23 protein-coding genes and 1 pseudogene are annotated in these 25236 nt (G+C 60.5%); 12 read left to right on the top strand and 12 right to left on the bottom strand.

The genetic code is table 11. The features are described 5' to 3' along the window. Positions 1 to 58: 58 nt before the first annotated feature. The 5 genes from DX908_RS11470 to DX908_RS11490 form a co-directional block, all read right to left on the bottom strand. The gene (locus DX908_RS11470) at positions 59 to 1213 is read right to left on the bottom strand and encodes a M20 aminoacylase family protein (RefSeq protein ID WP_199564693.1); all 1155 of its coding nucleotides are present in this window, start codon (positions 1211 to 1213) and stop codon (positions 59 to 61) included. Between the two features lie 41 nt (positions 1214 to 1254). Next, a complete protein-coding gene (locus tag DX908_RS11475; protein ID WP_147303786.1) occupies positions 1255 to 1953 on the bottom strand; it encodes a hypothetical protein in 699 nt (232 codons plus the stop codon). Between the two features lie 114 nt (positions 1954 to 2067). Continuing rightward, a complete protein-coding gene (locus DX908_RS11480; RefSeq protein ID WP_116392465.1) occupies positions 2068 to 2742 on the bottom strand; it encodes a hypothetical protein in 675 nt (224 codons plus the stop codon). 23 nt (positions 2743 to 2765) lie between these two features. Next, positions 2766 to 3866, bottom strand: a complete 1101-nt coding sequence (locus DX908_RS11485; protein WP_116392466.1) for a serine hydrolase domain-containing protein — start codon at positions 3864 to 3866, stop codon at positions 2766 to 2768. Positions 3867 to 3869: 3 nt separating this feature from the next. Continuing rightward, positions 3870 to 4172 carry a hypothetical protein gene (locus DX908_RS11490; RefSeq protein ID WP_116392467.1) on the bottom strand — a complete coding sequence of 101 codons (303 nt, stop codon included), beginning with the start codon at positions 4170 to 4172 and terminating at the stop codon, positions 3870 to 3872. Between the two features lie 75 nt (positions 4173 to 4247). Between DX908_RS11490 and DX908_RS11495 the strand changes: the two genes are divergently transcribed. Beyond that, entirely contained in the window at positions 4248 to 4916 is a 669-nt protein-coding gene (locus DX908_RS11495; RefSeq protein WP_116392468.1) for a hypothetical protein, read from the top strand. A gap of 3 nt (positions 4917 to 4919) precedes the next feature. Here DX908_RS11495 and DX908_RS11500 read toward each other — a convergent pair whose 3' ends face one another. Together DX908_RS11500 and DX908_RS11505 are read right to left on the bottom strand one after the other, a co-directional pair. Beyond that, positions 4920 to 6395 carry an AMP nucleosidase gene (locus DX908_RS11500; protein ID WP_116392469.1) on the bottom strand — a complete coding sequence of 492 codons (1476 nt, stop codon included), beginning with the start codon at positions 6393 to 6395 and terminating at the stop codon, positions 4920 to 4922. A gap of 3 nt (positions 6396 to 6398) precedes the next feature. After that, on the bottom strand, positions 6399 to 6617 hold the full coding sequence (locus DX908_RS11505; RefSeq protein WP_116392470.1) for an AMP nucleosidase: 219 nt from the start codon (positions 6615 to 6617) through the stop codon (positions 6399 to 6401). 160 nt (positions 6618 to 6777) lie between these two features. Here DX908_RS11505 and galE point away from each other — a divergent pair, with 160 nt between their 5' ends. Both galE and DX908_RS11515 read left to right on the top strand, forming a co-directional pair. Continuing rightward, entirely contained in the window at positions 6778 to 7773 is a 996-nt protein-coding gene (gene galE, locus DX908_RS11510; RefSeq protein ID WP_116392471.1) for a UDP-glucose 4-epimerase GalE, read from the top strand. Further along, entirely contained in the window at positions 7743 to 10571 is a 2829-nt protein-coding gene (locus DX908_RS11515; RefSeq protein WP_116392472.1) for a right-handed parallel beta-helix repeat-containing protein, read from the top strand. Before galE ends, DX908_RS11515 begins: the two co-directional genes overlap by 31 nt. 11 nt (positions 10572 to 10582) lie before the next feature. Here the strand turns inward: DX908_RS11515 and DX908_RS11520 are convergent. After that, positions 10583 to 11629, bottom strand: a pseudogene (locus DX908_RS11520) (homocysteine S-methyltransferase family protein); the annotation flags it as partial. Positions 11630 to 11806: 177 nt separating this feature from the next. On the opposite strand from DX908_RS11520, the gene DX908_RS11525 reads away from it, so the two are divergent. Together DX908_RS11525 and DX908_RS11530 are read left to right on the top strand one after the other, a co-directional pair. After that, a complete protein-coding gene (locus DX908_RS11525) occupies positions 11807 to 12412 on the top strand; it encodes a superoxide dismutase (protein WP_116392474.1) in 606 nt (201 codons plus the stop codon). Between the two features lie 21 nt (positions 12413 to 12433). Continuing rightward, positions 12434 to 13333, top strand: a complete 900-nt coding sequence (locus DX908_RS11530) for an alpha/beta hydrolase family protein (protein WP_116392475.1) — start codon at positions 12434 to 12436, stop codon at positions 13331 to 13333. 3 nt (positions 13334 to 13336) lie between these two features. Here the strand turns inward: DX908_RS11530 and DX908_RS11535 are convergent, their stop codons facing one another. The 3 genes from DX908_RS11535 to bamJ form a co-directional block, all read right to left on the bottom strand. After that, complete coding sequence (locus DX908_RS11535; RefSeq protein WP_116392476.1) at positions 13337 to 14074, bottom strand: DUF6090 family protein; 738 nt, start codon at positions 14072 to 14074, stop codon at positions 13337 to 13339. Positions 14075 to 14184: 110 nt separating this feature from the next. Then, positions 14185 to 15234, bottom strand: a complete 1050-nt coding sequence (locus tag DX908_RS11540) for an alpha/beta hydrolase (RefSeq protein ID WP_116392477.1) — start codon at positions 15232 to 15234, stop codon at positions 14185 to 14187. Positions 15235 to 15252: 18 nt separating this feature from the next. Then, positions 15253 to 16404 carry a BamJ family beta-barrel-assembly machinery protein gene (bamJ, locus tag DX908_RS16460; protein ID WP_116392478.1) on the bottom strand — a complete coding sequence of 384 codons (1152 nt, stop codon included), beginning with the start codon at positions 16402 to 16404 and terminating at the stop codon, positions 15253 to 15255. A 211-nt stretch (positions 16405 to 16615) separates the two neighbouring features. Here bamJ and DX908_RS11550 point away from each other — a divergent pair, with 211 nt between their 5' ends. From DX908_RS11550 to DX908_RS11565, 5 genes are all read left to right on the top strand, one after another. Continuing rightward, positions 16616 to 18514, top strand: coding sequence for a ribonucleoside-diphosphate reductase subunit alpha (locus DX908_RS11550; protein WP_199564694.1), 1899 nt, complete (start codon positions 16616 to 16618; stop codon positions 18512 to 18514). Positions 18515 to 18619: 105 nt separating this feature from the next. Beyond that, positions 18620 to 19111 (top strand): hypothetical protein, encoded by a 492-nt coding sequence (locus tag DX908_RS16180; protein WP_147303787.1) that lies wholly within the window; start codon positions 18620 to 18622, stop codon positions 19109 to 19111. Between the two features lie 683 nt (positions 19112 to 19794). Next, a complete protein-coding gene (locus DX908_RS11555; protein WP_116392479.1) occupies positions 19795 to 20082 on the top strand; it encodes a GIY-YIG nuclease family protein in 288 nt (95 codons plus the stop codon). A 160-nt stretch (positions 20083 to 20242) separates the two neighbouring features. Beyond that, positions 20243 to 21517 carry a TIGR03862 family flavoprotein gene (locus DX908_RS11560; protein ID WP_116392480.1) on the top strand — a complete coding sequence of 425 codons (1275 nt, stop codon included), beginning with the start codon at positions 20243 to 20245 and terminating at the stop codon, positions 21515 to 21517. Next, the gene (locus DX908_RS11565; protein ID WP_116392481.1) at positions 21514 to 22263 is read left to right on the top strand and encodes a DUF4197 domain-containing protein; all 750 of its coding nucleotides are present in this window, start codon (positions 21514 to 21516) and stop codon (positions 22261 to 22263) included. Before DX908_RS11560 ends, DX908_RS11565 begins: the two co-directional genes overlap by 4 nt. A 4-nt stretch (positions 22264 to 22267) precedes the next feature. Here DX908_RS11565 and DX908_RS11570 read toward each other — a convergent pair whose 3' ends face one another. After that, positions 22268 to 23287: a hypothetical protein gene (locus DX908_RS11570; protein WP_116392482.1), complete on the bottom strand. Its 1020-nt coding sequence runs from the start codon at positions 23285 to 23287 to the stop codon at positions 22268 to 22270. 267 nt (positions 23288 to 23554) lie between these two features. Here DX908_RS11570 and DX908_RS11575 point away from each other — a divergent pair, with 267 nt between their 5' ends. Next, positions 23555 to 24496, top strand: coding sequence for a hypothetical protein (locus DX908_RS11575; RefSeq protein WP_147303788.1), 942 nt, complete (start codon positions 23555 to 23557; stop codon positions 24494 to 24496). 308 nt (positions 24497 to 24804) lie between these two features. Further along, positions 24805 to 25215, top strand: a complete 411-nt coding sequence (locus DX908_RS11580; protein WP_116392484.1) for a hypothetical protein — start codon at positions 24805 to 24807, stop codon at positions 25213 to 25215. Positions 25216 to 25236: the final 21 nt, after the last annotated feature.

The following is a 25236-nucleotide window of genomic DNA, read 5'->3' on the forward strand; positions in this document are numbered from 1 at the left end:
TGGGGAGCTTAACTTGAGGATGACTTCACTTCAACTGAAGGGTGAGTTGGGGGCTGCCTCACCCCCGCTCCTCAAGGAACCGCCGTGCAAGGCTCACCCAGTAGCGGACGCCGGGTTCCAGGATCTCGTCATTGAAATCATAGCGGTCATGGTGGAGGCCGAAATTCTCCCCCGCCGGATGGTCATTGCCGAGCCAGACATAGGCGCCGGGTTTGGCCTCCAGCATGGCGCCGAAATCCTCTGACCCCATTGAGGGGTCAACGCCCTCCACAATCGCATCGGGGCCAAGGGCATCGCCTGCCGCGCGTTTGGCCAGCGCGGTTTCGGCCTCACTGTTCACGGTTGCGACATAGCGCTGGTCGTAATCAACCGATGCCGTCAGCCCGGCGGTCGTCGCGACGGCTTCAGCCATTTCAGCCATCACATCCCGGATGACGCTGCGCGCCTCATCATGGAACGTCCGTACACAGCCGCGAATGATGGATTCAGCGGGCAGGACGTTATAGGCATCCCCGCCATGGATCTGGGTCACGCTGACGACGGCGGGGTGCAGCGGATTGACCCGGCGCGAGACGAGGGTCTGAAGCTCCGTGACCAGCTGCGCGGCGGCGACTAGCGTATCGGTGCCCAGATGCGGCATGGCGGCATGGGCGCCGCGCCCGGTGAGGCGAATCTCGAAAATATCATAGGCGGCCATCATCGGCCCTGCCCGCACGGTGAACTGCCCTGCGGGCAGGCCCGGCCAGTTATGCAGGCCAAAGACCGCATCGACGGGGAAGCGCTCGAAGAGCCCATCCTCGATCATCGCGATGGCGCCGCCTTCATTTTCCTCCGCTGGCTGAAAGATGAAGGTGATCGTGCCCGCCCAGTCATCCATTGCGGCGAGTTCCCGCGCGGCCCCGAGCAGCATGGTCGTGTGCCCGTCATGCCCGCAGGCATGCATCTTTCCGTCATGGGTCGAGGCGTGGCTGAACTCATTCTTCTCGCGGATCGGCAGGGCATCCATATCGGCGCGTAAGCCCACATTGGGGCCATCGCCACGCTTGAGAACCCCGACAACGCCCGTGCCGCCAATGCCGGTCGTCACCTCAATACCGAAAGAGGTGAGGAGGTCCGCGACCATCTTTGCCGTCTCGACCTCCTCAAAGGCGGTCTCGGGATGGGCGTGAAGGTGGCGGCGCCAGCGGATCAGGTCTTCTGTGTCACTCATCATCCGAGCATGGACCGCATGGGCGCAAATGTCATCGCCTCTGATCAGGCGGCGCTGTCCTCAGCATCCAGCAGGCGGGCCCGCAGGCGCGCGCGGACAAAGGTGATCGGGATGACGATGGTGCGCAGGATCGCGAGCACAAAGGCGAGGCCATAAATGCGGATGCCGGAGAGAAAGACGTCGCCATCCTCCGTGAACGCCGTCAGCCGGTCTTCGGCAATGTAGCTGGTGATCCCTTTCAGATTGTCCGACCCCAGAAAAAACAGAAAATAGCCTAAGGAGCCGGCAATCCCTTCGCGCACGAATATGTCGATGGCTTCCCACGTTGTCATGTTGCCGAAGAGGGTTTCCTGCGCTGCGCGCGGGGCGGCGGCATAGCTTGCGCCGAGAAGGGCGAAGATCACAAGGAAGAGGGTGAGCCGGGCTGCATTGGCCCCCGAAAGGAGCGCGACCGTCTGGCCGGGACGAAGGCGCCGCAGGAGCGAGGCGCGCTTTACGCTCTCATTGTCCACCTTGGGGATGAGGTCGGGGAAGGTCGTGCTGATAATGCTGATGACCTTGGCGATGATATCGGCGAGGACGACCGCCAGCATGATTAGGAAAAAGGCCGAGGCGGCGCTGAAATTCTCGATCAGGGCAGAGATCGTGCCCGACCAACCAAGCGCGGCCACAATCCCGATCAGGATGATAGAGGAGAGCGTTCCCGCCGCGATCCGCTTGATAAGGTCAATGATTCCCAGCATTTCGGCCCCCATGCCGTCTCGTCCCACAAGGGGGACGCTACAGGCTGGCGCCCGGTGTCACAAGGTGATCTATGTTATCAAACAGGCGGCGCCTATAAGGTGTGTGCCTGCGGATCATTCCACCTGTTCGAAATCTGAGAAGGTCGCGGTGAATTCTGTATCGACCGCGCGGAAGAACTGCTCGCCCTTCTGACGGGAATAGAGCTTGCGCAGGACGGCGGGGCCGTTCTCGCCAAGGCGTTCGAATTCCTGCACGACTTCGAATTCTTCCATCTTGGCCGCCGGATTGGGTTTGAAAGGTTTGAGGCCCTTCACCTCATAGCGGGCGAGCCGCTGGTCGTCCTTTGCGACATAAAGACGAGCACGGACGACGTCTTCCGCTGTGCCGGTCACGTCGTCTTCATCAACCTGAGAAGGGATGAAGCGGTAGATATATTGATCATCGGTTTCATTGACGAGGGTGATGTCGTCAAGATACTCCCGGAAGTCCGCATAAAGAAGACCGCCGGGTTCGGATTCGGATTTCTTGATATTGCCCAGCTTCTTTTTCGCTTCGCGGGGCAAGGCGTCGGGATTGCCGTCCAGCGTCGACCAGCGATCGCGGCCCGCGTCATAGCGAACGGTGATGGGCGCTTCGCCTGGCCATTCGAACTTCATCGTGTAGGAATAGCGCAGGCCCGCTTCGGCCTCGGCTTCGGAGAGGGCCGCATCGATCGGCTGCTTGTCGCCGGCATAGGACGGCGTGAAGGAGCCGAGCAGGGTCGCGGCGATCATCGCTTTGAGGCGCATGGGAATTCCCCTTTTTTCCGGCGTCAGAGCGCCCGGTAAATCTCGTCCAGAAGATGGGAAGTCCGCTCGCCGCCGACAAGAACCCCCAGCATCCGGCTCGGCAGATAGGCAACCGAGAGCCCCGCATCGGGGTCGGCCATGCCGAGCGAGCCGCCAAAGCCGAAATGCCCGACAGCATTGGCGCTGGGTCCCAGATGCCCACCACGGTTCCGCATCACCCCTGCGCCCCAGGAGAGATCAAAGGGCAGCACCTTGTCCGGCCCGGCGACACGTTCGGCCATCGCGGCCTCGCGCGCGTCATCGGGCACGAAGGACGCGTCGTTGATCCTGCCTGTTGCGAATGCCTGCAGGATCTCGGCGAGACCACGGGCGGTCGCGTGCATGTTCGAGGCGGGGATTTCCGCTGCCATCCAGTCCTCGCGGGAAACCTTGGCGGCTGCTGACCAGGGTTTGAGGAAGGCGGCCTTGGTCGGCTCATCAATCGTGCCGAGATCGGCGGGGGCGGGCGGTTTCTGCATGAACCCGGCGCGGGCCTGCTCCTCCGGCGTCATACCGCAATAGCAATCGAGTCCCAGCTCGCGGAGCGCCTCGCCGACCGTCCGGCCGGTCGCGCGCCGATAGGTTTCACCGGCGATATAGCCGACGGTCTGGGGGTGATAGCCATTGGCCGTGCCCGGCGCCCACATCGGCTCCATCGCGGCGAGCTTGGCGCAGGTCGCGTCCCAGTCGAGCCAGATCGCGGGGTCTGTTTCATCCGTAAAGCCCGGCAGGCCCGCCTGATGGCTCATCACTTGCGAGAGCGTCAGCCGGTCTTTGCCTGCCGCGCCGAAATCGGGCCACAGCTCGGCAACCGGCTGGTCGTAATCAAGCTCGCCTTCTGCGACGGCCTTCATGACCAGTGCGGCGAGCACCGCCTTGCCGGCTGAATAGATCGAGAGCAGCGGATCGCCGAAGGGCGCGTCTTTCTTGCGATTGGCATATCCTGCACGGATATCGGCCAGCACTTCGCCATCGGCGATCACCGTAACGCCGCAGCCAAGATCGGTGCCGTCTTCGATGCGCGAGGCGATGAGATCAGCCACGCCGTTAAAGCGCGGCTGCCAGTCTCCGGTGACAATATCCATCGGTTAACGGACGAAAAGGCAGGAAACGCCGGCCTGTGCTGCCGCGCGCGCAATGCGGTCATCATTCACGCGGCCCAGCGCGTCGATCACATTACGCGGCCCTGCATCATCGGTCAGGTCGTCCAGCGTGCGGGCGACATCCCGCAACCGGCCATCATCAAGGCGTTCATCGAGTTCGTCGGCCACGCAATCGGCCTGCGCGCGACTCATCCCGAGTTCGCGCAGGCGGTCTTCGATCGTCAATTTGGATACGGTCGCGCAGGCGACGAGGGAGAATGACGCAATCGTCAAAAGAATCCGTCGCATGGGGTCTCCTCATTCTTATTGGAGGCGGTGTAGCCTATTCTGAGCGTACGGGGAAACAGCCGGGGAGTTCCAAAGATGACCATTTTGCCATGGCTTGCAGGCACGCTGGCGCTGACGGCAGTGAGCGAGGACGTGCCGGTCTTTGAGCTGTTGCCTGAGGCGCAGCAGACGCGGCTTGCGGCCTGCGGTGTCGATGCGGGCGAGCTCTCGCGGCTTTTGGAGCTGAAGCAGCGGCCCTTCGATCAGGATTTCGAAGGCGGGTGGCGCGAAATTGCAGGGCGCGATGGCTGCCGTCTGGCTGCAGCGGACGCGATAGAATCCTACATGCTCTTTGCGCGCCCATATGGTCCGGAACACACAAAGATCCTGCGCTGGCATGCAGGTCAGATGTATGCATATGAGCAGCGTACGGATAAAGCGATCGCATATTTCAGGGCAACTTACGACGACGTCGAAAGTGTGGCGTTCCCCGGTCCTGAATGGAACCTCTATGTTGATGCGACGCTGGCCTTCCTGCGCGGCGACTACGACGCGTTGGTCGCCGCGCGGGATGAATTGGCAGTCCAACCGGTTCCTGAAGAGCGAAAGGAATCCCGCCGCAAGATGCTGGCCGATAATCCGAATATGACGATGCCGGAAGGGTTCATCGACGCGCCCATGAACCTCAATGTGGTGAAGGGGCTCGTCGACTGTTTCGGCAAGCCCTATTCGCAAGCCTATGGAAGCTGCGAAAAGGACGAATAGCCCTTACCGGAAGGGCGGCTCGTCAAAGCTTCTCAGCTTGCGGGAATGCAGAGCGGCGGAGCCGTCGCGGCGGAACATCTCCAGCGCTTCGATCCCGATACGGATGTGCTCACCGATCGATTTCTCATAGAAGCGGTTGGCCGCACCCGGCAGCTTGATCTCGCCATGCAGCGGCTTGTCCGAGACGCAGAGCAGCGTGCCGTAGGGCACGCGGAACCGGTAGCCATTGGCGGCGACCGTCGCACTTTCCATGTCGATCCCGACCGCGCGGGCAAGGTCGAGCACCCGTCCTTCATCCTCAAAACGTAGCTCCCAGTTCCGGTCGGCATGGGTGACGACCGTGCCGGTCCGCAGGCGGCGCTTGAGATCCGCACCGCTGTCGCCCGTCACGCGGGAGGCCGCTTCAGTCAGGGTTGTCTGGATCTCGGCAATCGGCGGCACCGGAATGTCGGCGGGCAGAACACTGTCGAGCACCTGATCGCGCCGCAGATAAGCGTGCGCCAGCACATAATCGCCAAGGCGCTGGGAGTGCCGCAAGCCACCACAATGGCCGACCATGATCCAGCATTGCGGACGAAGAACCGCGAGATGATCCGTAATCGTCTTGGCGTTGGAAGGCCCGACCCCGATATTGATCAGGGAAATGCCTTTGCGGTCCTTGGTTTTCAGATGATAGGCCGGCATCTGAAAACGGCGCCATTCCCCGCCCTGCAGCGCGGCGATGGTTTCAGGCTTGTTGTCAGTGGCCATGATGCCGCCCGGCGCGACGAAGGATTCATACTCCTTGCCTTCGGCGACCTTGCCCAGCGCAATCTCCACAAACGCATCCATATAGCGGTGATAGTTCGTGAACAGAATGAAGTCCTGGAAGTCCGCCGCTTCGGTGCCGGTATAGTGCTTCAGCCGCTGTAGCGAGTAATCCGTCCGCAAGGCCGTAAACAGGCTGAGCGGTTTGAGGCCGCGATGCTTGCCGGAAAGGGATTTCGCCGTCGAATGCTTGCCGTCGGCGATATCATCATCGAGTTCGGCGAGGTCCGGCGTCGGGAAGACCGTTGCCAGCTCCGCAGGCGGAATTTTTTCTGAATCGATCTCGACCTGACCGCCCAGCACGTAAGGATAGGGGATCTCCTCGCCGGACGGGCCGACCGACAGGGCGACCTCATAGCGTTTGGTGATCAGCTCGAGCTGAGCTTTGAGGTAATCCGCGTAGAGGGCCGGGCGCGTAATCGCACTCTGATAGATGCCGGGCGAGGCCATCTTGCCGAAAGCGGCGGAGATCGGCGGCACGGGCCCTTCGGGCAGATATTCGATCCGCAGGGCCGGATAGCACCATGAGGCGCGATCGTCGGGGAACGTGCCGTTCCGGACATAGGCTTCGAATGCGGATTTCAGTGCCCCGCAATTGCGCTCGAACATCTCCTGAAGAAGCTCGATCGCCTTGTCAGGGGTTGCTGCGGGCTGCCAGCCGATCTCTTTCATGCCTTATTCGGCTTCCTTGTGGCGGAAGGTCACGGCGAATAGCGTTTCGCCTTCGAAAAGATCTTCAGGCGCGCCGTGACCCTCGATCATCTGGAACTGCCGCGGGGTGATCGACCCCTCCATGACATACCCTTTCTCGGCCATTTTGCCGCGATGGAACTCGAGAGCGGCGGCCGAGAATTCACGGGCCAGAATGGTGATACGGGCAGGGGACTGCGACATGGTGACGTCTCTCCGGTGTAAAGTTTTGATCTATGCCCCTGCAAAAGCAGGTTCGCCGAACCTTTTCAATCGGCGTGACCTGTTCGGCAAAAATTGACGCTTTTGCGCGACCATATGGAAATCGTGCATAATGCGCGGGGGAACCATTGGTTAGTAGTTGATGGGACGAGAGAAAATCCTGATTACCGGCGGCGCGGGCTATATTGGCAGCCATGTCGCCTGGGCGGCCGCGGATGCAGGGCATGAGATCATCGTGCTTGATGATCTCTCGACCGGCTGCCGGGATAATGTCCCGCCGACGGCCGAGTTCATCAAAGGCAATGTCGGGGATTCGGCGCAGCTCGGGAAAATCCTCTCAGATCCATCGATCACCGCCGTCATGCATTTTGCCGGCAAGGTTGTGGTCCCTGAATCGATTGCCGATCCGATCACCTATTACCGCGAGAACACCTCCGCGACGCTGGCGCTTCTCGCCGGAATGGTGGAGGCGGGAACAAAGACGCTGCTCTTCTCTTCGACGGCGGCAGTTTATCAGCCCCAGGACGGTATGCTGCGCCTGCCCGAAGATGCGCCCAAGGCGCCGCTTTCGCCTTACGGCCAGTCAAAGCTGATGAGTGAGGCGATGATCGCCGATATCTGCAATGCGCATGGTCTTGGGGCCATGGTGCTGCGCTATTTCAATGTCGCGGGCGCGGACCCTGATGGTCGGACGGGCCAGTCGGGCCCCTCCAGCACTCATCTGTTGCGGGTTGCGACCCAGACCGCGCTAGGGCTGCGTGAGCGGCTGACGGTTTTCGGCGATGATTATCCGACCCCGGACGGTACATGCCAGCGGGACTTTATCCATGTCACCGACCTTGCGACCGCGCATATGCTGGCGCTTGATCACGCCAAGCGAGTCGGCGGCCGGTCGGTGATGAATTGCGGCTATGGCCGCGGCACCTCCGTGCGCGAAATGATCCGCGCGGTGGAGGGGGTGACGGGCGAGCCTCTGCCGATCGAGATCGGCGAGCGCCGCCCCGGCGATGCGCCCGTCATGGTCGCCGATCCACGCCGTATTTTCGACACGCTTGACTGGCAGCCCAGCCATGACAACCTCGACGAAATGGCGAGGACAGCGATTTCATGGGAAAAACGGCAGATCGGCGCAAAGTGAGGCGGGCTTTCGGGGCCTTCACCCTCCTATCTTGCCTCTTTTTCACGTCCTCCGCAGCGATGGCGCTCGAGATCATCGAAGTCACGCCGGGCGAGGGGCTAGCCGCTGCTATCCGATCCTCTGCGGCGGGCGATGAGCTGCACCTTGCTGAGGGGCGCTATACCGCCCGTGACATCCGCATCCCGCATGATTTGACCATCATTGGTGAAGGCGAGGTGATCCTCTCTTCGCCCCAGCCGGTCGCCAAGGGGCTGCTCGTGTCGCTCACCGGCGTTGACCTCACTGTCCGGGGGCTGAGGTTCGAAGGCGCAGTCTCGCCCGACAAGAATGGCGCGGGCATCCGCTTTGAGGGCAGCGATCTGGTGATCGAGGATTGCGTCTTTCTTGAAAATGAAGACGGCATCCTTGCGACGGGCGATCATGACGGATCGATCCGTATCCGGCGCTCTTCCTTTATCCGCAATGGCCATGGTGATGGTTTCTCGCACGGTGTCTATCAGTCGAACGGTGCCGTCTTTGAAGTGACCCAGAGCCGCTTCTCCGGCACGAAGGTCGGCCATCACCTCAAGATCCTTGCCGGTGACATCACCGTGACGGGGAACAGCTTTGATGATGGCGAGGGGCGGACATCCTATGTCCTCGATGTGCCTGCGGCGGGCAAGACGGTCTTTAGCGGCAATTCCATCCTGCGGCGGCGCTCGGCGGACCAGAACACGCTGGTCAATTTCTCCACCCGGCGCGGCGATCATGGCGGCTCGATGGAGATCTCTGGAAATTCAATCGTCAGTGAGAAGACCAATCTGCGTATCCTGCGCAACCCTGAGAAACTGCCCGCCACGATCAATGGCAATGCCGTCTCGAAAGTTCGCCGGATCGGTGAGAATGAGGGCGAGGAGGGCAGCTTCCACCTCCAGCCTGCGCCTGAATATGACATGTCCTTCCGCCTGCGCCGCACCGACCGCGAGGGCGGGTTCGTCACTTTCGGCGAGGCCTTCGAGAAGGGCGCGGTTCCGGCGGGCGCAGGGCTGATGCTTGAGACAGGGGGCGACGCGCTGCCCCTCCAGATGGATGTGAAAGCGACCCATGATGACGGCAGTGTCCGCCACGCGGTCCTGACGCTTGGCGTGCCCGCGGGACGCGGCGCGGTAGAAGGGCAGTACAGAGCCGGCAAGGCCGAGGCGGCAGCGCCGCTCGGCTGGGATGCGAGCCTGTTTGACGGGCTCACCCTGCGGCTTGATGGCCAGCTTGGCGGCAAAGTCACGACGGCAACGCTCGACATCAATGACACGCTTACCGGCGGGGAAGCATGGCTTACGGGTCCGCTGGCGGTTGAGAAGACTGCCGCAGCGCCACTCGGCCCGCTCCTCATCGTGCGGCTTGATGGCCGTCAGTATCAGGACGGCACGGCGCGCCTCCGGCTCACTTTCGAGAACCACAAGACCTTCAGCCCCCTGCCGCGCGATCTTGCCTATAAGGTGACCCTCGCGCGCGGGGATGAGACCCTCAGCGTCACGGATGTGCCGCTGCATTACCGGCATTCGGGCTGGACCATGCTGGCGCCCCTCGGCGCAGAGCCAGCGGGAGAAGTGATCCCGTCGCTGACGCGGCTCACCCGTTCAGGCGCGGTGCCGCCTTATACGGATGATGTGACCCCGCAGGTGCGGGAGGACGAGATCGGCCCACCGCCTTATCTGCCCGGCACGCATGGCGCCCTGACGCCTTACATGCCCTCGACCGGCGGGCGGCTCGATATCGGCCCGATGACCCATTGGGCGGCGGCTTGGGCAATCGCGGGGGAGAGTGAAGCGCGGGAAGAAATGCTCCGTACCGCCGATATCGGCCTGACGATCCCGTGGCATTTCGAAGAGGACAAGACCGGCCTGCCGATCCGCCTCGATCAGCGTCCCCGTTTCTGGGCGGAGGAACGCGGCGCGGGCAAGGGCCGGGACCAGTTCCCCGAAGGGCTGATGGAAGAAGACCGCCCCGGCGGCTGGGTGCCGGACACCGCGCACAAGCCGGAGCTGGCCTATCCCGCCTACCTTGCGACCGGCGAGGCGCTCTATGCGCGCGCGCTCAGCCATGAGGCGGCATTCGGCATCAACGCGATCTGGCCAAAAAAACGCGAGCCTGGCCCGCTGGTCGTCAATGCGCTTCAGATCCGCACCGGCGCATGGAGCCTGCGCTCAATTGCCAATGCGGCATGGCTCCTGCCCGATGATGATCCGCTGAAGGAATATTTCATTGCCCTTCGCGATGAGAACCTTGCCTATCTGAACCAGCGCTATGTCACCGGCGGGACTATGGATGCGGCGGGCGAGACCGAAGGCTGGTTTGACAATTATGCGCGCGGCGGCCCTGGTTCCTATGCGGCATGGCAGAGCGATTTTCTCGCCATCATCATCGCCCATGAGGCAATCCGGGAGACACCAAACGCGCGTGAGGTGCTCGACTGGCTGGCGGGCTACATTACAGGCCGAGTGCTGAATATCGACGATGTGACGATTTATGCCGGCGCCCGCATGATGATGCTGGATGATGACGGGCGCTATGTCTCAAGCTGGGCGGAGGCCGAGCGCCTGACGCGGCGCGACTATCCTGACCAGACGCCCTATATGGCGGATGCCAAGGGCTATTACTCAATCCTGCGCGCAGCGCTGGCGACGATTTACACTGCGACCGGCAACCCGGATGCGGCCCGCGCGCTGGAGAAACTCCGCCGCGTCGACCGGGCAGAGGAGCTCTTCCTTGAGCGGAACAAGGGCGGACGCATCTGGGCGTCCCAGTTCAATTTCGACTAATTGGCGAGGATCAGCGGCTCGAGCCCTGAGAGACGCATCGCGGGCTTCACCTCCGGCAACGCACGGGGCGTGACGCCCTCAACCGCCTTGGCAAAGGCGGCAATGTGATCGGGCGTCGTCCCGCAGCAGCCGCCGATCATGTTCAATAATCCGGCCTCGGCCCATTCTTTGATATGGCTCGCCATGCTTTCGGGCGTCTCATCATATTCGCCAAAGGCATTGGGCAGGCCCGCATTGGGATAGGCCGAGACATAGCATTCCGAAATGCGGCTGAACTCGGCGACATGCGGGCGCATCAGATCGGGCCCGAGCGAGCAATTGACCCCGACCGAGAAGGGGCTCGCATGGCGCACCGAATTATAGAACGCCTCGACCGTCTGGCCTGACAGGGTGCGGCCCGACTGGTCCGGGATCATGACGGAGATCATCACCGGCACCCGCAGGCCCTTTTCGTCGAACAGCTCTTCAATGGCAAAGATCGCGGCACGGACATTCAGCGTATCGGTGATCGTCTCGATCAGGAGCATGTCGGCGCCCCCTTCGATCAGCCCGTCGGCGGCCTCATAATAGGCATCGCGTAGCTCCTCGAAGGTGACATTGCGCGCGCCGGGATCATTCACATCAGGGCTGATCGAGGCCGCGCGATTGGTTGGCCCGATCGCGCCGGCAACAAAGCGCGGGCGCTCCGGGGTCGAAAGCCGGTCCGCTTCATAGCGGGCAAGGCGCGCGCCCTCGACATTCAGCTCGCGGGCGATCTCCTCCATGCCGTAATCGGCCTGCGCGATGGTTGTCGCGCTGAACGTATTGGTCTCGATAATGTCGGCCCCGGCCTCGAGATATTCGCGGTGCATAGTCGCGATGATCTCCGGCTGGGTGAGGTTGAGGAGGTCATTGTTCCCCGCCACGTCCTTGGGCCAGTCATGGAAGCGCTTGCCGCGATAGGCTGCCTCATCGGGCTTCTGGCGCTGGATCATGGTCCCGGCCGCCCCGTCGAGCACGAGAATGCGCTCCTTGAAGGCTTGAGCGAGCTGGTCCTGGCGTTGGGCGTGCGTGGTCATGGCGATATCCGGTGGCTACACAAAATCATATAAAGAAATCTTTATATGATGACAATCGGGGGGAACGAATCCATTTCCCACGCGGTTTTTCTCCTGGGGAGTGAGGATACGGATTGACCGGCGTGTGCCGGTCCTTACGTTCCGCCCGGACAACACCAACCCAAGTGGAGAACGATTATGGCTTTAAGCCTTCCTGACCTGCCTTACGCCAAGGACGCTTTGGCACCCCATGTCTCGGCAGAGACCCTCGATTTCCACCACGGCAAGCACCACCAGAAATATGTCGATGTCGCCAATGAAATGATCGAAGGCACGGACCTTGCCAATGCCTCGCTCGAAGAGATCGTCCGTGCCGCGCATAAATCCGGCAATCAGGGCCTCTTCAACAATGCGGCCCAGATCTGGAACCACAATGTCTACTGGCTGTCGATGAGCCCGAATGGCGGCGGTGAGCCAAAAGCCGGTTCCAAGGTCGCCGCAGCGATCAAGGACAGCTTTGGCTCTTATGGCGAATTCGCAGACGCCTTCAAAAAGGCTGGCGCGACCCAGTTCGGCTCGGGTTGGGCGTGGCTCGTGCACAAGGGCGGCAAGCTCGAGGTCCGCAAGACACCGAATGCGGAATGTCCGCTGACCGATGATGGCGCAACGACGCTCCTTACGATGGATGTATGGGAGCATGCCTACTATCTCGATTACCAGAATAAGCGCCCAGACTATATGGAGCACTGGCTTAGTCACCTGGCGAATTGGGATTATGCAGAACAGCAACTCGCCAGTGTCTAAATAATCCTCTAGAGGAGTGTCATGGCTGATCCCGTGACGCTTCCCGATGAGATCACAGAAGAAGCCGTCCGCGTGACCGCGCGTGACGGCTTTTCCTTGTCCGCGCTGTGGCTGCGCCCGCCGGCGGCGAAAGGTGCGCTCCTGGTCTCAACCGGTACGGGCTATCCCAAGGAATTCTATCTGCGCTTTGCGCGGGCTGCGGCGGAGCGGGGCTTTGCCTGCCTCCTTTTTGACTGGCGCGGCATAGGCGGCTCGGCGCCTGAAGATCTCGCCGCGATGAAGATGGATTATTCAGACTGGGGACGGCTTGATTTCCCGGCCATGTTCGAAGCTTTGCGCGCGGGCAGCGGCACGGACGGCCCGCATCTTCATGTCGGACATTCGGCGGGCGGGCACATGGTCGGCTTTGCGGATAATCATGCTCTCATCGATGCCCACGCCTTTATCTGTGTGGGATCGGGGTATTGGGGCAATCACCTTCTCTGGTATCGCCCGGCGGCGCTCTGGTTCTGGCATGGCTGGGGCGCCTGGTCCTTGGCGCAGCACGGCTATGTGAAGCGGGGTGGGGGCTGGACCGGTCGCCCGTTGCCGCGCGGCGTCTTTGAGACATGGAAACGCTGGTGCCATGACCCCAGCTATTACCGCCGGGAGCTGGAGGAAAAGCTCCGCCCTCATCATTTTGAGGACGTGACCGCGCCGATCCGCTCTTTCATCTATAAGGATGATCCGATCGCGACGCCGAAGACGGGGCAGCACATGCTCGATGCCTATCCGAATGCGCCCTCGGAATTGGTGGTGGCATCAGCTGCTGATTTCGGCCTCTCCGCCATCCGTCATGACGGACCGTTCCCAAAACGCTCCCTCGCTGCGGCAGAGCCTGTGCTGGAGTGGCTGGATAGTTTTCTGATCGTTGAGAGGTGACCCTCAGCGCTTCTCCATCTCCGCCTGGACAGCGGTGAGGAGGGTCTCGGCGTCTTTTTCGATGCCGGTCAGGCGGTCATACTGCCAGTAAGAGAGAAAGCTCGCCATTTTCACAAAACCGAGAAATGATTTGTCCGTCTTCGCCAGATCAACGGTCTCACTAAGACTCGCGCGGTCGGCCATGCCGACACCATTCTCGCGCGTCCAGTCGAGCATCCCTTCCGCCTGGTTCAGCAGGATATTGTCGTCACCGCGCTGACGATCCATGCGGTCATAATAGCCGGTCAGGTCTTTCACCAGAGACCGGTTTGAAATGACGCCAATCCTCCCTGTCTGGATCAATTCTTCAAACGTGCTGTTTGAGCTGACCATGAAAAAATAAGCCGTGAGATTTGCGTAAGGGTAATCATCAAACGCGCCATTGGACGGCAAGTCGCGATCAATCGGCGCGAAGAAGGTTGGGCGGTCAAGTTCCGGTGCGGCCTCGGCCAGAATGGCTTCGGCGGTTGCGAGGCGTTGTAGCGACAGCGTCTGTCCGGCGCGGGCCTGCGACAGGTCCGCCTCAAGATTGACGGCGAGTTCGGCAAGATAACGCCGCTCGTCACGGCGGTCGTGTCGCGCCTCGTTCCAGTTCGTGATTTGAAAGGCGATCAGAATGCCAGCCACAACGATAATGAAGTCGAGAAAGACAGCCGCCCAGTTATGTGTACGGACATGTTTCATGACGCGGCGCAGAAGCACAAATATTCCCCTCAATTTCTCGGGGCACCATAGGGCGGTTCGAAAGCTGAATTAAAGGGGACGCATTTTCCGCAAGCATATCAATCTATTCTTGCCGGTGCGCGCTTACTCTATTCGCGCGATTTGCCCGCAAATTCGGTGACCGCTGCGACCATCGGCGCGGAGATTGCGTCTTCTTCAAGGAGGAGGCAGTGCCCGGCCTCGGGCAATTCGATCCGTGTGCAGTGGGGCAGTTTTTCATCGCAGGCGGTGATCGTCCGCGCATAATCGAGGATCTGGTCGCGCTCTGCCGTGATCATCAGGATGTCCGCGTCAACGCCTTTCAAAACATCCGTCTCGGCAAGATAGCGGCCGGACCGGTCAAACCCCGTCGCCCATTCCATGGTGATCCCGCCAATGCGGAATTCAGGGTGCAGGGCGAAGATCGCATCCTTGTTATAGATCCGGTCGGGCCGGGTCGCACAGCCATAGCCCTCAAGGGAGAGATCCCATTTGGGCGTCCACTGACCTTGTGTCGGCGCATAGCGGTGACCATAGCCCAGATCCGTCAGTCCCCCCATGATCCCGTTGATCACGCCCGTCGGCATGCCCGGGGTCTGGAGCGCGAGACCCGGGACGATTAGCGCGATGCGGTCCGCCTCAATCATGCCGTCCGCTGCACCGCGTAAGGTGACATGTGCGCCGAAGCTCTCCCCGACCAGCGTCACGGGTGAGGTGGCGGCTGACTGCCGCTCAGCCATAAAGCCGCCTAGGACGTCCGCATACCATGCAAAATTGCCGGAGATGGGCCGCTCGGGGAAATCGGCCCGCCGCGTTGAGCCGCCCTGTCCGGGCAGATCGACGGCGATGACGGTAAAGCCCGCCTCGTGCCACGCGGTCAGGAAATCGCCATAGGCTTCGATATAGTTGGAGAAGCCGGGCACGAAGATCAGCGTACCGCGATCCTCTGCCGCGCGCGCTTCGCCCCAGCGCATCTGCCCGCCCTCATAAGGGTAGCTCGCCCATTGCCAGCCTGGCGGCATCGGCACGGGGTTCTCGGCCAGATAGGCATGGGCCCGCTCGATTTCCGCAGGCCCACTCTGATGTGAGTGATTGCGCGGCACCGGCAGGAGAAGAGCCAGGCCGCAAAGGACGGTGATGACGATCAGTGCAGTCTTCACCGCCCCGCAATGCTCCTGTTACTGACCGCCCTGATCGGCCGGTTTCTCGATGGCGAGGAGTTCGACATCAAAGACCAGTGCCTGCTCCGGGCCGATCGGGCCGCCCGGCGTGCCCATCTCGCCATAGGCGAGCTCGGAGGGGATATAAAAGCGGTATTTGTCGCCCGCATTCATCAGGCCAACACCTTCCGTCCACCCCGGAATGACCCGGTTGAGAAGGAAGCTGATCGGCTTGTCGCTGTCTGCCGGCTCTTCGCCCTCATAGGACTCATCAAAGACGGTCCCGTCGGGCAGCGTGCCGCGGTAATGCACCGTGACCTGATCGGTCGGGGCAGGGGAGGCACCTTCGCCGCCATCCTCGAGCACTTCATAAAGGATGCCCGATTCGGTCGACATGATGCCGTCTTTGGCTTTCACTTCTTCGAGGAAAGCGGTGGAGGCGGCGCGGTTCTCAGCCAGCATGGCCTCATAGGCTTCGCGCTGGGCGGCCTCTGCAGCTTCCTGCTCGGCTTCCGCATCGGCGATGATCTGCTCCTGCTCGGCAAGAATTTCGGCGCGGCGGTCATCCTCATCGGCGCCGACGCGCTCGACCAGCTCAAGGTCGAAGACAAGATCTGTGTAGGGCGGGAAGATGCTGTGTCCGCCAAGCTCTTCATAGTGGGCGTCGACAACATTGAAGGGAACGATCAGGCGCGCGCGCTCACCTTCGCTCATTGCGGCCAGGCCCTGCGGCACGCCGGGGATCGGGATCGCCGACCAGCTCTCAAGATCAGGGACAATCGGGGAGGGGATCACCAGCGGCCCGCCGCCGTCAGAGCGGGTGTCCTGAAGGATATTGCCGTCAATCGTCGTGCCGGTGAAATGAAAGCGGACCATGTCCCCTTCGGCCAGCTTCTCGCCGTTGCCTTCGGTCATGGTTTCGATCAGCAGCCCGCCATCGATTTCCCGCACACTGTCCTTGGCGCGCTCGGCGGCGAGGAATTCATCGCTCTTCTTCTTATTGATGGCGGCATAGTCGATCTCCGGCGCATCGGGGATCGAGACTTCGCCGGTCGGCTCCATCGGATCGATTTCCGGAGTGTCGGGCTTGTCGGCATCGCCCTTGTCACCGCCGCAGGCAGCAAGAAGAGCGGAGGCCGCGATGGCGGCGCCGAAAAATTTTCTGGTCATAGCGATGTCTCCATCTGGAATCGGGGAATGATGAATTTCGATTTTTTTCGGGTCTCCCCTAGCCCTGACGGGCTCGCAATTAAAGGCTTGTTAACCCGAAAAGCGCGACGTGGTTACTCCTGTGTAAAACCATATCTTGACCGTGAAGCGTTATGCACCTCTAGATGTGGTGCCCAGCAAGGACGGTTTGGGGAACAAGAGAGGAACAAAAATGCGCGACCTTTCCATGACCGAAACGGCCCGGAAAACAGTTGAGGAAACGGTGACGGCACCGGCCCAGCCCGCCGCCGAACCCAAATCCGACGCTCGTCCGGTCCTCAAAGTCGTCCGCGAGGTTCAGGTCGACCGGTCGCGCGATGCCCTGCTGACGGATTTCGGCAAAAAGACCATGGATGACCGCTATCTGCTCGAGGGCGAAAGCTATCAGGACATGTTTGCCCGGGTCGCGACCGCCTATGGCGATGACGCTGACCACGCCCAGCGCATCTATGACTATATCTCGAAGCTCTGGTTCATGCCGGCGACCCCCGTCCTCTCGAATGGCGGCGCGAAACGCGGCCTGCCGATCTCCTGCTTCCTCAATGCGGTGGGTGATTCGCTCGACGGCATTGTCGGGACATGGAACGAGAATGTGTGGCTTGCGTCCAATGGCGGCGGCATCGGCACCTATTGGGGCCAGGTCCGCTCGATCGGCGAGACGGTGAAGGGCCAGGGCAAAACGTCTGGCATCATTCCTTTCATCCGCGTGATGGATTCGCTGACCCTTGCGATCAGCCAGGGCTCGCTGCGCCGCGGCTCGGCCGCCTGCTATCTCGACATCCACCACCCGGAAATCGAGGAGTTCCTCGAAATCCGCAAACCCTCCGGCGACTTCAACCGTAAATCGCTGAACCTGCATCACGGCCTCAACATCACCGATGAGTTCATGGAAGCGGTCGCGGCGGATGAGGAATTCGGCCTGCGCTCGCCCAAGACCAATGAGGTCATCCGTACCGTGAGCGCCCGCAAGCTGTGGCAGAAGATCCTTGAGATCCGCCTGCAGACGGGTGAGCCCTATCTCATCTTCTCGGACACGGTGAACCGCGCCATGGCCAAGCACCAGCGCGATCTGGGGCTGAAGGTCTCGACCTCGAACCTCTGTGCCGAGATCATGCTGCACACCGGCAAGGACCATCTAGGCAATGAGCGGACGGCCGTTTGCTGCCTCTCCTCGATCAATGCCGAGAAATATTTCGAGTGGAAGGACGAGCCGCGCTTCGTCGAAGACGTCATGCGCTTCCTCGACAACGTGCTTGAAAGCTTCATCCAGGAAGCGCCGACGGAAATGGCGAAGGCCGTTTACTCAGCACAGCGCGAGCGCTCGGTCGGTCTCGGCCTCATGGGCTTCCACTCCTTCCTGCAGGAAATGGGCGTGCCGTTCGAAAGCGCGATGGCCAAATCGTGGAACATCCGTCTCTTCAAACATATCCGGATGGGCGCGGACGCCGCATCGGTGAAACTCGCCGAGGAACGTGGGCCATGTCTGGATGCGGAAGAACGCGGCATCAAACAGCGCTTCAGCCACAAAATGGCGATTGCGCCGACGGCGTCGATCTCGATCATCTGCGGCGGCGCGTCCCCTTGCATCGAGCCGATCCCGGCCAATGTCTATACGCACAAGACCCTGTCGGGCTCCTTCACGGTCAAGAACCGCGCGCTTGAGCAGCTCCTTGAAGACAAGGGCCTGAACGATGATGACACCTGGGCCTCGATCCTCGAGCATGAAGGCTCGGTCCAGCATCTTGATTGTCTGTCTCAGGACGAAAAGGACACGTTCAAGACGGCGTTCGAAATCGACCAGCGTTGGGTCATCGACCTTGCCGCCGACCGCGCACCCTTCATCTGCCAGTCCCAGTCGATCAATGTCTTCATCCCCGGTGATGTCGACAAATGGGATCTGCACATGCTGCACTGGACCGCGTGGGAGAAGGGCGTGAAGTCGCTCTACTACTGCCGCTCCAAATCCGTTCAGCGTACGGCCTTTGCCGGCGGCAAGGGACGCGAGGAAAATGTCTCCCCGATGCTCCTGCCGGAGAAGACGGATTATGACGAGTGTCTGGCGTGTCAGTGATGGGGTGAGAGGTAGCGATTATTGCCCTCAGGAGAAGAAAAGCGCTAAATACACTTAGAGCATGTTGCGGAGACGCAAGGTGTCTGGGAGCGAACTAATCCACGATTGATCGCATATGAAGCTGCGTCCCACCAATACGGGACAATTGCAGTAAAGAATGCTTATATCTTGAATGGTGGGGCTCTAGTGATTTTTCCGGCTTTTCTTGCTGCTGTGCAAGAGAGTGGTGCATTTATTCCGGCAAAAGATATTCTTTGGGCGGCTGGTTTTTATATATCGGGTATAATTTTCGCTAGTTTTGCCGTGCTTTGTGGTTATTTGAATTTTCAGTGGCATTCGCATAAAGTTCAGTATGAGCGTGGAAGAGACCTGCTGCTGATCAAAGAATATTATGATATTGATACGTATCATCGATTAAAAAGCTATCGAGACGAAACGCTTGAGTGGTATAAGGAAAAGTCAGAAGGATCGTCAAAATTGATAGGGCGCTCCTTTTTTGTAGGTGTGATATCAGGGGCATTGTCATATGTATGCTTCCTGCCAGGAACTTGGTTTGCTGGCAAAGCAATACTGATGATTAGTGGTGCCTCAGTATAGCAGGCAATTAGATTGCATAACCATCCGCATGCGATGTTTCGTCCAAGTGCGGACCTCGGCATTCCCAGAACCCACCCAACCATCCGCTCATCCCCGCGCAGGCGGGGATCCGCCTCTGATGCGCTGATCTCTCATTTTTGGAGAGTGGAAAGACAGGTCCCAACCCTCATCCCTTAAGACCAGATGCCCGCCTGCGCGGGCATGAGCGGGGTGAGAGAGCTAGCAGGACGGATTACGTAGCCATCCGCCTGCGGTGTTTCGTCTAGGTGAACCCCGGCATTTTCAGAACCTACCCCACCATCCGCTCATCCCCGCGCAGGCGGGGATCCGCCTCTGCGGCGCCGGTCTCTCGTTCTCGATGAGTGGGAAGACAGAGCCCAACCCGCATCACACAAGACCAGATGCCCGCCTGCGCGGGCATGAGCGGGGTGAGAGAGCTAGCAGGACGGATTACGTAGCCATCCGCCTACGGTGTTTCGGCCAAGAGCGAACCCCAGCATTCCCAGAACTCACCCCACCATCCGCTCATCCCCGCGAAGGCGGGGATCTGCCTCTGAGGCACCGATCTCTCATTCTCGGTGAGTGGGAAGACAGAGCCCAACCCTCATCCCTCAAGATCAGATGCCCGCCTTCGCGGGCATGAGCGGGGTGAGAGGGAAAGAGAAATATGCTAACCCCACGCCATGGCGTTCTATGTCTACATGGTGACCAATCGGCCCGGCGGGGTGATTTATACAGGGCATACGGAAGATATCGAGAACCGGACATGGGAGCACCGCGAACAAATCCGCAAAGGCTTCGCGTCGAAATATAATTGCTCTCGTCTCGTCTGGTATGAAATCCACGAGGCACGCGAAGATGCCTTCACTCGTGAGCGACAGATCAAAAAATGGAACCGGGCGTGGAAAATGCGCCTGATTGAAGAGACAAATCCCGACTGGGTTGATCTGTTCAACAGCCTCTTTGGCTGAGCTTCATTTTCCTCCGCTCATCCCCGCACCGGCGGGGATCCGCCTCTGAGGCGCCGGCTCTCCACCCGTCAAGCCGCGGGATGACGGCGCTAAGTTCGAAGGGCAGCGGATCTTTAGGCAGCCACTTTGCCTTGGGCGAAAGTCCGGCTAGAGGCGCGCGATGACCTCACCTTCTCATGAAATTGCACGCGCCGTGATCATCGGGGCCGGTCCCGCTGGCCTGATGGCCGCGGAGATGCTCACCGATCACGGCATCGCCGTCGATATTTATGACGCCATGCCGTCGCCTGCGCGCAAATTCCTGATGGCGGGCAAGTCGGGGCTGAACATCACGCATACGGAGGGGCTTGAGATGTTCCTTGCCCGGTATAGCGAGGATGAGGGCCGCTTGGCGGAGATCGTAGCTGATTTCACTCCGCATATGATCATCCGCTGGATGGAAGAGTTAGGGATTGAAGCCCAAACCGGGCCGACCGGCCGGGTCTTCCCCAGCATGATGAAGGCCTCACCGCTTTTGCGCGCCTGGTTGCGGCGCTTGGAAGACGGCGGCGCGACACTTCATACTAGGCATCGCTGGACCGGCTGGGACGAAGACGGCGCGCTTTTGTTCGAGACGCCGGACGGGCCAAAAGCCGTGACGGCGGAGGTGGTCATCTTCGCGCTGGGGGGCGCAAGCTGGTCTCGGCTCGGCTCAGATGGGGCGTGGGCAGAGCATTTTGCGAAAGAAGATATCCCCGTCACCCCCTTCATGCCGTCCAATAGCGGCTTTCTCGTTGACTGGTCGGCGCATATGAATGAGACCTATGCCGGCGCGCCGGTCAAGAATATCCGCTTGACCGCGGGGGATGTCTCAACGCGGGCGGAATTCGTGATCACCGAACGCGGGGTCGAAAGCGGCGGTATTTACATGGTCTCCGCCCCGCTTCGAGAGGCGCTTGCGGCAGGTGAGGCTCTCCTCAATATTGATCTGTTGCCGGATGTTTCAGAAGAGGCGCTGACCGAAAGGCTGTCCCGACCGCGCGGTCGCCAGTCGATGAGCAATCACTTGCGAAAGGCGGCGCGCCTGACCGGCGTGAAAAAGGCGCTGCTCTATGAATTCACTCCTAAAGAGGTGCTGGAAGATGCGGCCGCTCTAGCGAAGGCAATCAAATCGCTCCCTTTACGGATCACTGGAATGGTGCCGCTTGACGAGGCCATCTCGACGACGGGCGGGGTGCCTTTCGCGGCGTTGACAGAAGAATTGATGCTGGAAGATCGGCCCGGCACATTCTGCGCAGGCGAAATGCTTGGTTGGGATGCGCCGACGGGCGGTTATCTGCTGACGGCGTGCTTCGCGACGGGCCGCCGGGCAGGTCAGGGTGCCTGCAGCTGGCTGCTCGACAGCGCTGCGCCGAACGGGCAAAACGGTGTCACAGATAAAGGGGACGCCGCATGACCATGAAACCGACCCGCCGCCATCTTCTCGGCCTCTTGCCCGCCGGGTTACTGGCCGCCTGTACGACGGCCGAGCAGGAGGCAATCCTTGGCGCCGTTCTTTCCGGCACTGGCACCACGGGCGGCACCAGCGGCGTGACCTCCGCCGAAGCGGCGCAAGGCATTCGCGCAGCGCTTGAGCAGGGCATCCTCTCCGCGATTGCGCAGGTTGGACGCAATGACGGTTATTTCCGCGATGGGCGTATCCATATTCCGCTGCCCAGCCGTCTGGCCAGCATTCAGTCCCAGCTTCGCCCGCTCGGGCTCTCCGGCCTGCTTGATGATCTTGAGCTCCAGATCAACCGCGGGGCGGAGGCGGCTGCGCCGCAGGCTAAATCGATCTTCCTCGATGCGATCCGTTCTCTGAGCATTTCGGATGCGATCGGTATCGTCAATGGCGGGCCGACTTCGGCAACCGACTATTTCGAACGGCGCACGACGCCGGCGCTGACCTCGCTGTTCACGCCGGTCATGGAATCCGCGCTGCAGCGGGCGGGCGCGATCCAGACATTCGATAATCTTGTGGCAAGCCTGCGCAATGTGCCGCTCGCGCCGCAGCTTGGTGCCGATGCGAAAAACGATCTTATCGAGCATGGCGTGGGCAAGGGCCTCGACGGTCTCTTCTATTATATCGGGCAGGAAGAGGCGGCGATCCGCAGCAATCCGGCCAAACGGACATCCGAGATCCTCAAGCGGGTCTTCGGCTGACGGCTCAGAGCGTTACGATATCCTGACGGCTGCGATCATTCAGCCAACCTTCAAAGGCAGAGCGCAGCCGGTCGGTGGTCAGCGCGGCGGTTATATCCTCCGTGCTGCGCATACCGGTGAGTGAGCGCTTGACCTCTTCATTCTCGTGCCAGATGCAAAGGCCGCGGGCCGAGATCCGGCGACCAGTCGAATTGATGGTCGTCAGCATGCCGTCGAACCAGTAAAAATCGTCATCTGACGGACGATGGCCGACAAAATAGCTCAACACCGGACGGTGCGCCGTGCGGGCAAGGCCAAAGACATGGGACTGGTCGAAAAAGGAGACGCCATTGGCCTCCCGGCTGCCCAGTGACTGGCCGTTATGGTCGTGGCGCTCATATTTCTCGGAGAAATAGGTGTAGCCTGACCGCTCCGCATGCGGTTCGAATTTCAGGCCATGCACGACCAGCCCGTCAAAATTGCCCGTACTGCGCCGGATGAAGCTGAAATGCTTCTTTGCGGAGAAACGCGGATCGGAGGGCGTAACGTCATCGGCGCTTCGGTTGAACATCAGCGCGGCGAGCGCGAAAGTCTGGGAGATGTGCTTGGCGCTGTCGAGGACGGCAAAATCTGCCGACGGCCCGTCCAGGATCGAGGCAATGCTCTCCCCCCGGAGGTTCTTGGCGACAAGGTCAGTCTTCTCATAAGGCGCAAAGAACTTAATCAGCGTGTCGCGGCCAAGCTCGTAATTCTCGGAGATCACGGCATCGAGGATCGCGGCATGAGAGGGCTGAACGCCATTCTCCGCCTCCTGAAAATTCTCGCGCAGCTCTTCGATCAGGGCCTGTTCGGGCACCCCGCGTAGGGGGGTGCCTGAATCAAGGAACGCCTTGATCAACTTATAAGCATTGTCGACGTCACCTGCCGGGCCCACCCGCTCGGCGGCACTCTGAGCCAGGTTCTTGATCCCGCCATAGCCGAGATTCTGCTTCGCGTGGACGCGCGAAAGGATGTGCAGCGGTAATGTCCTGCGATCAGAAACCATCTCGCCAGCCTCCCGCGCCGCCCTGCCACCACAATCAGAGGGTGGCAAATGCGACAATTGCCCTGAAATTCGAGAAAACTTCTCAAATTTTGCCAAATTCTCCACTGTATAGCCGGTACCTGCCGAACCCGGCAAGTTTCCTCCTGCTCATCAATATTTGCTCTTTTTTGCGAGGATTGAGCCGGCATAAGGCGCACTCTTTACCCTTTATTTCGTCCGTACTCGCCGCGATATTCGCGTCGTCGAGACAGCTATGGGGGTGTCGACGTGAAAAAAACTGAACGAGTACAAGGGGCTGCGGCTGTCGTGGATAGTCGTGACCTCATCAACCTGCCGGCCGGCACAAGGATCGAGCGCACAGAGCTCGGTGTCTATGTCGGCAAATGGCTCAGGCGCGGTTTCCTGACGAAAAGGGCCAATCATTTGGCTCCCTTATTCGCGCGGCGCGTCGATGCACGCCAGCTGGGGGCACTGGACCCCAGACCCGGTGTTCGCTTTGAGCCGCCGACCCTTGCGTCATCGCGAGGGAATCTGCGCACGGATGAAACGCTGCTCTGTGTCGAGGAGCTTTCATTTCCGACAAAGGAAGGCGGCCGCGTCCTGGGCGATGTCAGTATCAGCTTCCGGCTGATTGACGACTCCGTGCTTGTCGCAGGGCTCCTGAATGCGGGGATCCTGCAGCAGATCTCAATCGAGCTGCCGCGGCGGCTGCGTGAGATCCTGTCGGCTGAAGTCGGGCGCTGGGCGCAGCGGGATGTCATCGAGAACCTGCTGCCGATCCGTGACAATACGCTTGCCGCGCTGTCTCGGGAGATCGGGCCGGATGCTGCAAAGGATCATCTCGGCCTTGGCCTGCAGTTGATCAACGTCACCGTCATCCTGAGGACGCCTGATCTTTATCGTGCCTCAGGCGCCAGGGGGCCGGACCTGATCGCGGATCTGGCAAGGGCGCGTGAGGCGATGGGCACCATCACCTCAAAGGCGGATGAACGCGCCATCGCGCAGATGTTTGACGGGATCATCCGTCAGCATTTGCTGCGAACACTGAATGCCGGTCGGGCCAAGATCTTTGTGGTCCCGACTGAAGCCACGGGCCTTCTGGGCAATTTTCAGGATATCGAGCGTATGGCTGGAAATGATGACGACTCAGATGGACCGCAGGGTGACGGGCCACCGCTCTTACTTCCCCCAGAGGGAGAAGCGGCCTGATCCTGGAACGAGACAGGGGGCAGCGGCTGGGAATCCACCGATTTCCGGCCGTTTATCTTATCCATTTAACCCTTTGAAACCATGTCAGAAAATGATGTTTTCCACTGACTGTGATGTGATAAAATCATCCAATTGCGGATAAATTTTTGGTCAGAACATGCGATGATCTCTGGACAGAATACGTCCACCGCACTTCTACTTGAGTCCCTTGCGGGGATGTTCTGCTTCATGACTGCCATGCGAACCGGCAGTTTTGGCGGAATCCGGGAGGGATATAGGTAGCTGCCTGAGGGAGGTTAGCGACTGATATGTTACAGCATTTGCTGAACCTGACAGCCGGGACGATGGCTGTCGCGGGGAGCATGGCAGCGGAAGACCGCAGCTATGAACTTCTCAGTGCCACGCTGGATGGCCGTCTCCTTGTCGCCTTCGTTGATTATCAGGGTACGGCGGTCGCTGTTGATCTGACAGCGGAGCGGCCCGAGATCATTACCGGCCTTGCGGCGGGTGCCATTCTTTCCGATTTGCGAGATGCAGCTGCCGATGTGGATGAAGAGACCTATCACATCTCTTCTGGTGCCAGTCACAGCCAGATCCGGGTGGATGGCGATGTGCAAGTCGGCCGGGTCAATTCGACAGAGGTCGCAGCTGTCATCGATACGCTGCCGCAATTGCTGCCCCTCCAGCGCCAGCATCTCAAAACGAGTTTGGGCCTTTAAGCCGAAGCGCCTAAAGGCAAG

The sequence above is a fragment of the Parvularcula marina genome (genome assembly GCF_003399445.1).
Lineage (GTDB): Bacteria > Pseudomonadota > Alphaproteobacteria > Caulobacterales > Parvularculaceae > Parvularcula > Parvularcula marina.